Annotated in this window: 13 protein-coding genes; 2 read left to right on the forward strand and 11 right to left on the reverse strand. The window is 50.6% G+C overall.

Annotation, left to right across the window (positions count from 1 at the left end):
• Positions 1-167: 167 nt before the first annotated feature.
• The 11 genes from GTU79_RS24855 to GTU79_RS24905 all read right to left on the reverse strand — a co-directional run bounded on the left by GTU79_RS24855 (position 168) and on the right by GTU79_RS24905 (position 10,899).
• Positions 168-1,133: an ABC transporter ATP-binding protein gene (locus GTU79_RS24855; RefSeq protein ID WP_203521062.1), complete on the reverse strand. Its 966-nt coding sequence runs from the start codon at positions 1,131-1,133 to the stop codon at positions 168-170.
• Entirely contained in the window at positions 1,126-2,121 is a 996-nt protein-coding gene (locus GTU79_RS24860; RefSeq protein WP_203521061.1) for an ABC transporter ATP-binding protein, read from the reverse strand. The genes GTU79_RS24855 and GTU79_RS24860 overlap by 8 nt, the downstream gene beginning before the upstream one ends.
• A 4-nt stretch (positions 2,122-2,125) precedes the next feature.
• On the reverse strand, positions 2,126-3,064 hold the full coding sequence (gene opp4C / locus GTU79_RS24865) for an oligopeptide ABC transporter permease (RefSeq protein ID WP_203521060.1): 939 nt from the start codon (positions 3,062-3,064) through the stop codon (positions 2,126-2,128).
• The gene (locus GTU79_RS24870) at positions 3,064-4,023 is read right to left on the reverse strand and encodes an ABC transporter permease (RefSeq protein WP_132925509.1); all 960 of its coding nucleotides are present in this window, start codon (positions 4,021-4,023) and stop codon (positions 3,064-3,066) included. Before GTU79_RS24870 ends, opp4C begins: the two co-directional genes overlap by 1 nt.
• Positions 4,024-4,059: 36 nt before the next feature.
• Positions 4,060-5,670 carry an ABC transporter substrate-binding protein gene (locus GTU79_RS24875; RefSeq protein WP_214513466.1) on the reverse strand — a complete coding sequence of 537 codons (1,611 nt, stop codon included), beginning with the start codon at positions 5,668-5,670 and terminating at the stop codon, positions 4,060-4,062.
• Between the two features lie 411 nt (positions 5,671-6,081).
• Positions 6,082-7,062 (reverse strand): ATP-binding cassette domain-containing protein, encoded by a 981-nt coding sequence (locus GTU79_RS24880; protein ID WP_203521058.1) that lies wholly within the window; start codon positions 7,060-7,062, stop codon positions 6,082-6,084.
• A 463-nt stretch (positions 7,063-7,525) separates the two neighbouring features.
• Positions 7,526-8,563, reverse strand: coding sequence for an IS630 family transposase (locus GTU79_RS24885; RefSeq protein ID WP_203523662.1), 1,038 nt, complete (start codon positions 8,561-8,563; stop codon positions 7,526-7,528).
• A gap of 94 nt (positions 8,564-8,657) precedes the next feature.
• A complete protein-coding gene (locus GTU79_RS24890) occupies positions 8,658-8,984 on the reverse strand; it encodes a hypothetical protein (protein WP_203521057.1) in 327 nt (108 codons plus the stop codon).
• A gap of 538 nt (positions 8,985-9,522) precedes the next feature.
• Positions 9,523-9,723: a hypothetical protein gene (locus GTU79_RS24895; RefSeq protein ID WP_203521056.1), complete on the reverse strand. Its 201-nt coding sequence runs from the start codon at positions 9,721-9,723 to the stop codon at positions 9,523-9,525.
• Positions 9,720-10,124 carry a VOC family protein gene (locus GTU79_RS24900; protein WP_203521055.1) on the reverse strand — a complete coding sequence of 135 codons (405 nt, stop codon included), beginning with the start codon at positions 10,122-10,124 and terminating at the stop codon, positions 9,720-9,722. The genes GTU79_RS24895 and GTU79_RS24900 overlap by 4 nt, the downstream gene beginning before the upstream one ends.
• Before the next feature lie 187 nt (positions 10,125-10,311).
• Entirely contained in the window at positions 10,312-10,899 is a 588-nt protein-coding gene (locus GTU79_RS24905; RefSeq protein ID WP_203521054.1) for a TetR/AcrR family transcriptional regulator, read from the reverse strand.
• Between the two features lie 77 nt (positions 10,900-10,976).
• Between GTU79_RS24905 and GTU79_RS24910 the strand changes: the two genes are divergently transcribed.
• Both GTU79_RS24910 and GTU79_RS24915 read left to right on the forward strand, forming a co-directional pair.
• On the forward strand, positions 10,977-11,726 hold the full coding sequence (locus tag GTU79_RS24910) for an SDR family oxidoreductase (RefSeq protein WP_203521053.1): 750 nt from the start codon (positions 10,977-10,979) through the stop codon (positions 11,724-11,726).
• Between the two features lie 310 nt (positions 11,727-12,036).
• Positions 12,037-12,714, forward strand: coding sequence for an IclR family transcriptional regulator (locus GTU79_RS24915; RefSeq protein WP_203521052.1), 678 nt, complete (start codon positions 12,037-12,039; stop codon positions 12,712-12,714).
• The last annotated feature ends 25 nt before the right edge of the window (positions 12,715-12,739 follow it).

Below are 12,739 nucleotides of genomic sequence, written 5' to 3' on the forward strand. Positions count from 1 at the left end.
GATATTATTTCATACAGAATTCCCGCTTGCTAATTCGCTCATTTATATTCCCTCTGAGTCACGTTATTCCCCTGTGGGCATGACTCGATTCGTAAGATTATTGTCTTCGTCAAGCGGCTGGTGATTCGCTGCGTTGCAGACCTGCAACAACGCAAAACATCCAGGGGCTACGTATAGTGACAGGCCACACTGTGTCCCGGCGCAACGTCCCGTCGCTCGGGAGCCTGGGATCGACAGTTGTCCCGGGCATGCGGGCAACGGGGATGAAAACGGCAACCGCCGGGCGGTGCGGCCGGATTTGGCGGCTCCCCCTGCGCGGCCGGTACCAAAGGGGCATCGCAATCCAGCGTCGGCACAGCGGCCAGTAGTGCCTGGGTATAGGGATGACGCGGCTGACGGAACAATTGGTCGCGACTGGCGTATTCAACGATTTGGCCCAGGTACATTACGGCCACATCGTCGCAAAAGTGTTCCACCACTCCTAAATCGTGTGAAATAAACAGGAAAGTCACGCCGAAATCGTCGCGAAGATCGGCAAATAAATTGATGATCTGGGCCTGAATCGACACATCCAGCGCTGAAACAGGTTCGTCAGCCACAATAAATTCAGGCTGCAGGATCAGCGCCCGGGCAATACCGATGCGCTGCCGCTGACCACCTGAAAACTCATGGGGATAACGATGATAATGTGCAGCCGGCAAACCGCAGGTTTCCATTACCTGGATAACGCGTTCTCTGAGCGCCGCGGGGGGAAGCAGACGATGCTCCAGCACCGCTTCTCCGATAGCGTCCCCGATGCGCATCCGGGGGTTTAACGCGCCGTAGGGATCTTGAAACACCAATTGCATTTTAGGCCGCAGAGGATGCCACTGCGTTCGTGACAGTCCGGAAAGCTCTTGGCCCTGAAAAGTGATACTGCCGGTGTCCAAGGGATACAGCCCCAATAAAGCGCGTCCCACCGTAGTTTTACCGCTGCCGGATTCCCCCACCAGACCAAATACCGATCCACGTCGGATGCGGAAACTAATATCATCAACCGCGTGAATATGACCGGTGGTCTGGCCGAATAATCCCTCATTGATCGGGAAGAATTTTTTGATGTTTCTGACCTCAACCAACGTCTCGTCATTCATGGTAAACACCACTCGCGCGTTCATCGTATTCATAGGGGTTAAAACAGGCAGACTGATGAAGCAGGTCACCGCTCAGTAAAGGCACTGAAACATGGCATTGAGCCGTTGCCCGGTCGCAGCGTTCGGCGAAGGCGCAACCTGGAATGATCCGGGCCAGGTCCGGAACTTGACCCGGAATGGAATAGAGACGCCGCCGTCGTTCACCGGGTACCGGACGAGAGGCTATCAATCCACGGGTATAAGGATGTTGCGGTTGTGCCAGCAACCGTCTTGTCGGTCCCCTTTCCACCACGCGGCCCGCATACATCACCACCACCTGCCGGGCCATACGGGCAATGACGCCTAAATCATGGGTGATCAGCATCATAGCCATATTGTTGCGTTGCGCCTGCTGGTGTAGCAAAGCCAGGATTTGCGCCTGGATGGTGACATCCAGCGCGGTGGTCGGCTCATCGGCTATCAGCAATTGCGGTCGGCAGCCCACCGCCATGGCTATCATGATGCGTTGCAGCATGCCGCCGGAGAGCTGATGAGGATAATTTTTCAGCAGGCTCTCGCCGCGTCCCAATCCCACTTCCCGCAATAAATCGATAGCCTGCCGCCAGGCGCCCCGCGGCGTGGCGCCAAGATGGCGTATCAGCGGCTCCATCAACTGCTCGCCAATGGTCATTACCGGGTTAAGCGCGCTCATCGGTTCCTGAAAAATCATCGAAATCCGGTTACCGCGCAATTCAGCCATACGCCGTGATGGCAGGCTGAGCAAATCGCGCCCTTCAAACCAGATAGCGCCGCTTTTGATCCGCGCGGCGGGTTGCGGCAGCAGGCCCATCAGCGCCAGCGCGGTCACACTCTTACCACAGCCCGATTCGCCTACCACACCCACGATTTCACCAGGGTTGATGGTAAACGACAAATCCCGCACCGCGTTGACCTGCCCATGTTCGATGGCAAAGGACACCGACAAATGCTCGAAGGCAATCAATGGCATCGGCCTAGTTCCTTTTCATGCGGGGATCGAGGGCATCCCGCAGCCCGTCGCCCAGAATATTAATGGCGATGACGGTGATGAAAATAGCGACGCCAGGGGGCATCCACAGCCACGGGCGCCGCTGAAAATCGATCAGGCTATTGGCGGCGTCAATCATATTGCCCCAGGACGGCGTTGGCGGAACCACGCCAAGCCCCAGGTAACTGAGGGTGGATTCCCCGAGTATGGCGTTTGCCACGCCCATGGTGGCGACCACGATCAACAAAGGAACGGTATTGGGCAACAGATGTCCGAAAATACGCCGCCGCACCGACAGCCCCAGCACTTCGGTGGCCAGCATGAAATCACGCTCGCGCAGCGAGAGGATTTGGCCGCGCACCAGGCGGGCCAGCGACGGCCAACCCAACAGGCTGATAATGGCCATGACCATATAGATGCGCAGATCGGGCGAGATATCCAGTTCCGACAGCATGGCGCCCATAATGATAAGCAGCGGCAGGCTGGGGATAGTCATCAGCAAATCGGCAAAACGCATGATTATCTTATCTATCCAGCCGCCGCAATAACCGGCGCTGGCCCCCAGCAAATACCCCAGCACCACCGACAGCACCATTGAGACGATGCCAACGGTCAGGGAAATCCGCCCCGCCAGTAATAGCCGGGTATAGATATCCCGTCCGAGAAAATCGGTGCCCAGCCAGTGAGTGCCGCTGGGGGGCTTATTCATCATCAGCACATCGGTGGCGTCATTGTTCCATGGTGAAAACCAGGGACCCGCGATACACCCTACGGCCATCAGCAACAATAGAAACAGGCAAAGCATCGCCAGCCGGTTGCGTTTAAGATGCCGCCAGGCTTCCCCCGCCGGACTCGGCGACACTTGGGCAAGGGCGGGCAATGTTCCCTTGCGCCAGCGGGATCGGGAAAACACTATCACAGTCATTACGACCTCAATCGAATGCGCGGATCGGCAAACGCATACAGGACGTCCGCCAGTAAATTACCCAAGATCGTCAGCACCGCCAGGAACAGCGTAAAACCCATGAGCACCGGATAATCGCGCGAAGCGAGGGAATCAATATGGATATGCCCCACCCCGGGCCAATTGAAAATTTTCTCGGTGATAAGCGCGCCGGAGAACAGCCCCGGCAGTTCGAAACCCAGCAAGGTGATAAGGGGGAGTAGCGCGTTACGCAAGGCGTGCCGGAAAATGACGGTATATTCCCCTAATCCCTTGGCGCGGGCGGTACGGATAAAATCCATACGGATAACGTCCAGCATGCTGGAACGGAAATAACGGGTCAGACTGCCGGTCTGCAGCATGACCAATGCCAGAACCGGCAAGGCCAAATGCATCATCACTTCGGCCGCCCAGGCCATTCCCCGGGCTTCGCTGCCGGTACGGAGCATGCCGCCGGCCGGAAGCCAGTGCAAATCCACGGCGAACCATTTGATCAGCAATAAGCACAGAAAAAAGGTGGGAAACGACATGGCGGCAAAGATAGCCACGGTCACCAGGTGATCGAACCAGGAATAGGGTTTCATTGCCGTTAATACGCCGATAGTCAGCGCGATGCCCCAATACAGCACCATCGACACCAGAGCCAATAAAAAAGAGTTCCAGAGGTATTGATTCAAAAGCGTACTGACCGGAATCTGGTATTGGAGCGAATACCCCAGATTGCCATGCAAGAGCTGGCCCAGCCAACGCAGATAACGTATTTGCAAAGGTTGGTCCAGGCCGTACAACGCTTTCAGTTCCGCGGCTCTTTGGGCGGTCAGCGTAATATTGCCATCAATGAAATCTCCCGGCGTCGCTGCGAAAATGGCAAAAATCAGCAACGACGCCATTAACATCATGGGAATGGCAATCAGCACACGGCGAATAATAAAATTACGCATAAGCTATAGGTAAATATTCCGTAATCAGGTTGTCGCCTATTGCTTCGTCAGGCTTATTTTGGGCAAATTGCCCACCCATCCGTTGTAAATATCAGGATTGAAGCCGCTGACCCGCGCGCTGCTGGCGGAAAGGACATCCCGATAGGCCAGGAATATCACCGGGGGATCTTCGGCCAGGACTTGATAGAGTTTTTGATATATCGGCTTGCGCGCCTGCGGGTCAAGCGTGGCATTACCTTGGGCGATAAGCTTATCCACCTCGGGATCGCTGTAACCGATGCGGCTTTGCAGAGTCTGGAACTCCTGTACACCGTCATGGGGATCATTCAAGGTACTTGTCCGGTAGGAAACCAGGTCAAAATTACCGGCTTTTTGACGTGCCAATAGCGCATTAAAATCCAAAATCTCAGGCTTCAGTACGATACCCAATTGCCGGTAATCTTCCTTGGCTATGGGCACCAACGCATCAGTAGTAATATTTTGGGTGGTGAGCAGGGTCAGTTCCAGGCGTTTTCCATCCTTGGTACGAATACCGTCACTGCCGCGTTTCCATCCGGCGTCATCCAATAGCTGGTTGGCTTTTTGCAGATTAAACCGGTAATCATTGTTGCGCTGCGGATCATAAGCCCATGAGATCGGCGCGATAGGCTCATTGGCTACCTGCCCATATCCCTGATAAACCACCTCCACCAGTTGCTCACGGTTTAAACCATAAATAAGCGCCTGCCGGACTTTCTTATCGTGCAAATAATCTCGTTTATGATTGAATGCCACCATGCTGTAATCGCTGGACCCAAACAGATAGATATTGGCGAACCCCAACTGTTTTAATTGCTCGATATCGTCAGGCCTGGAGGTGAAACCATCATAATCGGTTTCACCGGTCTGGAATAATTGAAAGTTGGTTGCCGCATTGGTTACCCGATAGATAAAACGGGCCATCGCGGGTTTACCGGCAAAATAAAGCGGATTGGCATGAAATCGGATTTCTTGGCCGGGTATATATTTTTCATAAATATACGGACCATTTCCCAATGGTTTGCCATGTAAGGCTCGTAATTCATCCAGGTTGCCTTGCTGATAATGCTTGCCGTAATAGGCTTTCGACAATACCGGTCCACCTATGGTTTGTAATGTTGTCGCTCCCGGTTCGGTGGTGGTGATGCTGATGGTAAGCGGGTCAATGACTTTAATGCCGGAGATGGAATGCGCTGTCCCTGCCTTATACTCGTTAGCGCCAGCGATATGGGCCAATGAAATATCATATTCGCCATCATAGGAGGGGTCATAAAGCAGTGTTAAGGTAAAGGCGATGTCTTGCGCCGTCAGCGGCGATCCATCGCTATAAACCAGACCCGGCCGAAGCTTGATGGTATAGGTTTTATTGTCATTGCTTACCTGCCAGGATTGCGCCAGTTCCGGCACCAGCTTGCCTTGGCTATCCCAGCCGATGAGACGTGCGAAAATCACTTCCGTTACGTTCTCATCCCAGCCATTGGTAAAAAAGTAAGGATTGAAAATACCCTGAGGTTCTGAGATCCCCGCAACCAGCGTGTCCTTGCGCAATTGGGCTGCGGCGGGAACCGCGGCGGGATCGCTGGCCGGAGTGATTCCTTTGTTTAACGTGTCGGCACGCACGGGAAGCATTGTCAGCAACAATGGGAAAAGCTGGCAAATATAACGTTGCCCATGGCCTTTCGGCGCAAACTGATCATTTTATTATGCCTTGTTGTTTCAATGTTATATTAGTGTTGTAGTTATGTTGTTTGAAACGTCGGTGCGGGTTTCTTTATTTTCCCAGGCAGGGATAGTAGTGATAGAAAACCTCACCATCATCATGGCGCTTACCATAACAAAATTTTTTTGCTTAAGTATTTGCTAATTTATAATATGTTTATCCATGAATTATCTTTATCATTCATGAGCCATTAGTTTATTTAGATAAGCCATATTGGCAGCATAAAATACTGCGATTGGTGAAATCTGAATCCAGATTCAACTGCTTCGAAACCAGATGTGGCCCCCTGGAACAGACGGCAAGCTGCTTGCATGATACAATCAGCTCCAAATTTCTTTTTGTATAGTCAAGAGCTCATAATATTCACCATTGAGTTTATACAGTTCCTCTGGCGTCCCTTGCTCAACAATACATCCCTCTTTCATGACGATGATTTTATCCGCATTTTTAACTGCCCCCATTCTGTGGGTAACAGTGATTGATGTTTTATCGCGTGTACTCTGATAGAATCGTTTAAAGAAAGCTGCCTCAATACGTGGATCAAGCGCACTCGTAGGCTCATCCAATATTACTATTCTACTTGTATATGAATATAATGCTCTGGCGATGGCAAGCCGCTGCCATTGACCACCAGAAAGTTCGGTACCAGAAAATTCTTTTCCTAACAGGTCAGAATACTCCACACCGATTGGTAGTTTGAAACCCGCATCCAAACAAATTTTTTCTAAAAAAAGCCTATTTCCAATATTATCAATGTCTCCCAGATATATGTTGTCCTCAATACTTAGGACGTAATGTCCAAAATCTTGAAAAATTGCAGAAATATTTTTCCGCCAAACATTTATATCGATATCATTGATGTTCAATCCGCCGATGGTAATACGACCTACTGAGGGATTATACAGACGACATAGCAATTTTATTATAGTACTTTTACCTGCACCATTTTCACCAACTAAAGCTATATGCTCTCCGTCACTTATTTGGAAATTTAATTTATTTACCGCACATTTACCATCCGTATATGAAAATGAGACATCTTCAAATTTTATTGTTTTATCCTCAGGCAATACAAAGTATTTTGCATCTTCCTTTTGATGCATGTTTTCTATATTATATAATTTTCTAAAATATTCAAAGCAAACTGAAAGATACGCCAAGGAGTATACGCCCCATTGACACGTTAGACCAAAATAGGTTATAGATTGAATGACTCCCAGCAATTCTCCTGTGGAAATTTTACCATTCGAAAGATATTTCGAAAACCAATGCATTACCAAAATGGCCGTTAATAAATACAAAAATTCCAGCCTTGCGGCCTTAAGATTTGCTTCTTTCTAATATTGTTTAAATCATGTTCAAGCTCCTCAAAACTCTCTTTATGCTTAGCAATAAAAAATACGAAAGATTGAAAACTCTAATTTCTTTTGCTAGCGTAGTATTTAATAAAACAGAAATATAATATTTAATTAATCTTGACGCACCGCTTTTTCAGCAAATGCATTAAAATATCTTTTGAGACTTCGAAACGGCGAGTGCAACCGGAAAGGCTGGGAACAGTAATGCTAAAGGAAGCCACCATACAATGGTGGAAATCAACAAAGAAAGCGAGGCCAACGTTATTGCATCTCTAAAAACATCAACGAGATTAATTAATAAATTTAGTGGCTTGTTTGACGCCTCTCTTGAAAGTGTTTTGAAATCATTGTGGGTTTTTTGTGTTTCAATAATTTTGAGATCATTAATCCTAAATAGGTGTGCCTATTAACGCTCCACTTTTGTTTGTCCATGTCCGTTGCCAGGAAATGGGGATGCTGCTTTCATAAACTGGGCCACATTTCTTAATAATTGCCACATGTATCGGCATTGATGATTGCGTGTCACCGTTTCATGAAGCGCCAGCCATAATAACTCTATCCGGTTTACCCAAGGTGAGTAAATAGGTTGATAAATAATGATAAATTTTGGATTTTCAGCCAGCCAATCCAGCGTTTTTTGGCTCTTATGAATGACGTAATTATCAACGATTAGCGTGATAGTTTTCGCGCTGCGGTAGGTACTTTTCAGGTGGCCCAGCATCTGGATAAATAAATCCGAGTTTTTGCCTATGGCACTGACATAATCTACTCGCCCGGTTCCCGCGTGTAACGCCCCAGCCAGGTAATGTTTTTCGTTTTTACCCGGTGTCGGGATCCGCTTTTGGTGTCCTTTACATTGCCAGTCAGCGCCGATTTTTGGATTAAGATCAATGTCCACTTCATCCTCATAAAAGACCAGGTGGTCCGCGCAGTTCTTGGTCAACGCCTCTTCAATTGCAGCCATTTTTTCTTCTTTATGCGGATCCCTGATGTGCAGTGTCGGGGCAGACCTACGCCAGACCAGGCCGGCTTTCGGCAACCATTTACGCAGCGTTGCAGGATGGAGCGTAGAGTTGAATAGCTTATTGATTTCAATAGATAACAGTTCAGTACTCCAGCGTGAACGAAGATAACCAAAGTCTTGCGGGGAACGTTGAACCAGCAGGTTTAGCATGCGCATTATAGCTTCAACAGGCCAGCACTTTTGGCGTCCAGGCGGGAGACTTTTTAACCCCTCGACACCAAATAAAGTAAACCAGTTGATCCATCGACCTACCGATGAGCGCGCGGCACAAAGGCGACGGGCGACATCGGTAACTGAGTCGCCCTGATGCAGCATAAGCATGGCCATCAGCCGCCGGGCGTGATTTTTATCGCGCGTTTTATGTATCTCTTTTTGCATCTGGCGTCGTTCATTTCGGGGTATAAATGCTATGATCGGCATAACTCGTCCGGTTGGGTGAAAAGTTCTTTCTGGCGATTGATCAGATCGCTCAAACCGGATTGAGTTCCCTTCGGTGATCTACAATTTGGCACACCTATTTAGAGGCAGACAACATGATCTTTTTTTGAGTCAAAAAAGTCGCCTTTTGATTTAGGATACTTTGCAAAGTACTTACAATAGGAGCCAGTATACCAGGAATAACAAAAGACATAACCCAGGCAATTGAAATCATAAATATATGTATTTGATCACTATGCCCTATTGAGTTTCCTAATTGTATTCCCAGCATGACACTTATAGTTGGAATAAGCCCTTGAAATATGACTAACAGCAAGAATAAAAATGACAATAATGGCGAAGATGAAAACAAAAGAGAAATTGAGTATTTAAATAACTTATAAAATTCTATAGCCTTACTCATTAAACCACCGTTCACAAAGAGTATCGAAATATAATAAAATTTTACTTTCATGAAAATTATGGCTAATAACAAAAGTATTTCATAACCTTATGTCATTATGATATTTTGAAGTATAAGCGCTCATTCAGGATTTAACATATCACTTGATTATTATTTGGCAACCTTTTGCTTTAGTTCAAATTCACCATAACTTATACATTTTTCTCAAAATGAAATTGCGTATGCGGATTTTATGTATGATTTGCGACCCTCACATAATAACTTTATAGTTCGGTGTCTACGTTTTTCGAGGTTATGTTCAGGTTAAGATTATTCAAAACCGCCAGTCATAATGCGACGACCCCCAGCTTTGAATATAGGTTTGTCAGTGGCTAAGAACACGCGTCCCAGGGATACTTAGTGCAAATTGCGCGCCGAATGAAAGCGGCGCGCATTCTACTCTCCCCTCACCAAACCAAATAGGCTGTGTTTGCGTTTGTTTTGGTCATCAGTATACCATCGCACCTTGCCAGCAGGCCGGCACAGTTGACGGCCACGTTTATCCCCTCCAGGCTTTGATGGAGGACAGCGCGGTCTTGTAACTCAAAGACGGCAGCGCTGACGTTAAGCGTCTTTGCCAGCTCATCCGGCTTTTTTTATTTCTGCCGGCAATGGCAACCTTGAGACCGGCTGCTTTTGCCTGTTTGGCGATCATGCCGCCGGTATAACCCGTGGCGCCGTATATCAGTAATGTTTTCATGATGGGTTGTGCTGCCAGCTTTTATAGACGAATTCCAGGGTATAGCCGTCGGGGTCGATAACACCGGCGGCATAATAACGCGGATCATAATAAAGGCGCGCGCCAGGCACGCCGTTGTCAGCGGCCCCCGCTCTTATCGCTGCGGCATAGGCCTCGTCAACCATGGCTGTACTATCGGCAACGAAACCTACGTGTACAGCGCCGCCCGCCGCCGCGCCCTGCCGCAGCCAGAAAAAAATCCGGCCGTTGGCGCCAAACCCTTTGAGGTCAGGATGTCCCGCGGGCCCATCTCTGCCGTCATAGTCCACGCGTGCTGTGATACCGAGCGGCGCCAGCGCCGCCGTGTAAAACGCCACCGAACGGTCTGTGTCGCGCACTGATAAAAAGATATGATCGAGCATAGGGCCTCCCTAGATAGTGAAATATGAGAGAACGTGAAATTCTTTATCACGTATTGAAGGATGTGGCGCATCTTCGCAGGGTTATCAACGTGCGCGATGACTATCAGGAAAAACCGGATCTTTGAGATATTCTCCGGCTGGCGCCCACGGCAACGGTGAAATATCTCAGTTAGTCCGGATAAGAAACTCAAGGGCGACTTTTCGAGAGCGGTTTGAAAAGCCCTGCTGTCGCGATCTCCACGCGCCTGCGCGCGGCGGGCTCATCGTCGCCGAATCTGTCTACCGCCCAGGACAATGCCGTCACCAATTCAAAAACCTCGCTGCCATTAACCGCATCAATGGCGGCACCGGCTTCCCGTGCCCGGCCAAGCAGGTTATTTGTTTGATCCACGAGGGAGGAAATGGCCGGATTCATCGACGCGTCCGATGAACCGCGAGCGGTAGCGATACATTGAGGCAGGTCATGCCAGATCCGCAGCCGCCACGTCAGCCACACCAGCCATTCAGCAAGCGCATCGCGGGGCGAACGCTCGCGGCCGAGCGCTTGTGCTTCGGCCCGGGCACTGTCAATGCTTGCCTCCATCACCGCCGCAAGAAGATCTTCCCTGGTGGGAAAATTCCGATAGAGCGTCGCGTTCCCAACCCCAGCGCGAAGAGCGATGGCGTCGAGGGAGGCGAGCACGCCTTCAGTTTCGAAGATCTCACGCGCCGCCGCCAAGATTGCGTCGCGGTTCCGTCTGGCATCGGCGCGCATCGGCCGTTGTTGAGTAGCCATTAAATCCCGCCTTGACAAAGTGGGGATACTCCCCGTATATATGGGGGCAATCCCCACATAATTCCGGAGTAGAACACATGACCACATTGTCTGACAAGTTAGAATTGTCTCTGAGCGGACGGACCGTGCTCGTGACCGGCGCTAATGGCGGCCTTGGCCATGAGTTCGTAACGCAGGCCCTCAAGCGCGGGGCCAGGAAGGTCTATGCCGCGGCACGTACGCCCAAAAGTTGGAACGATGCCAATGTGCAGCAGCTGCCCCTCGATATTACCAGCGCCGAAGCGGTCATCCGCGCTGTCGCGATGGCCCCTGACGTCGATCTGCTGATCAACAACGCGGCCATCGCGCCGTCATCCGATTCCATTTCCGGCCCGGAAGACGAGCTCCGCCGTATATTCGAAACCAACTTCTTCGGTTCGTTGCGCGTCGCGAACGCGTTTGCTCCCATCCTCGCCGCCAATGGCGGCGGAACGTTGCTGAACATTCTCTCCTCTGCGGCCTGGATTAGCATGCCGACTGCCTATGCGGCGTCGAAGGCTGCTTTCTGGTCGGCGACCAACGCACTCAGGTTTGAGCTGGAAGGACAAGGAACCCAGGTCGTGGGCCTCATGGTCGGCATGATCGACACGCCGATGGCTGCCAGCTACGATGTCCCGAAAAGCAGCCCGGCCAGCGTTGTTAGCCAGGCCTATGAAGGCGTCACCACAGGCGCGCTTGAGGTGCTGGCCGACGATTTGACGCGCGACCTGAAATCCAGGCTGAACACAAAAGCAGAGGAATTCTACCCCTGGATGCACGCCCAACTGCGCGCATTCTTTTCGGACTGATCAGGGTGCCCACTCCGCACGTCTTTCTTCGCTCAAGCCAGTGGCGCTTCGCCGTCACGGAACTGCTGCAAGGGTGAAGGGCGTGGATGTCCGCACGAAGGCGAAGTCATGTTCCCGCAACGGGAGCGGCAACAGCTATGCCCGGTGGGGTGACGAGGAACGTATGGTCCATCTAGCCGGGTTCTGGCAGTCGTGATGCGGATCGCCGGCGTCGACGGGACTTGCAAATCGCTTTATAGGGAGAAATCAACCGCTCCCCGCTATAGAATAACGGTGTGGACCACATGGCTGTTCCAGGACGGGGAGTAAGATGCTACTACATTCGGTATATGATGCGTTTCGCTGTATGAACCTGCTGGCCACCGTGAGCGAACCCACGGGTATCCGTGAGATTGGCCGCCAATTATCGCTGGATTCGGCAAAAGTTACCCGCATCATGCAAACGCTGCTGGCGCTGGAGATGGTACATCGCAATGAAAAGCGAAAATACTCTCTCGGCCTTGGCGTGCACCGTTTTTCTGCCCATGCCATTCATAATTCCGCCTTTTACAAAGCCGTTCTCGAGATACTCGAGGAAGTGGGCAACAAGCCGGTTTCCATTGTCATCGGCGTGTTGAGCGGGCGGGATGTCGTCTATTTGATCCATACCCGGCAGGGAAAAAGCGTGGCACGGGCCATAGGGAATTATGATTCAGTCCCGGTTACCGATTCGATTATCGGCATTAAACTTCTTGCCGGACGCAGCGATGAAGAGATTGTCAGCCTGATTGGCATACACGATTTTCATCTGATAAGAGAGGATATCGACAGCGCCCGGCGCCATCAGGTCATCGTGAAGCGCTATCCGCCGCATGAGTACCGTATGGCCTGCGCCATTCCGGGAATGCAGGCGGCGATAGCGTTGTCAAACCTGAGCGGCGAACGGCTGGAATTGGAAACGCTGAAAAAATTCCTGGTTTCGGCGGCGCATAAAATCAGCGGCGGATAAGCGCCGCCGGTTTGACATTTCAGGC

The organism is Sodalis ligni (assembly GCF_016865525.2).
GTDB classification, from domain to species: domain Bacteria; phylum Pseudomonadota; class Gammaproteobacteria; order Enterobacterales; family Enterobacteriaceae; genus Acerihabitans; species Acerihabitans ligni.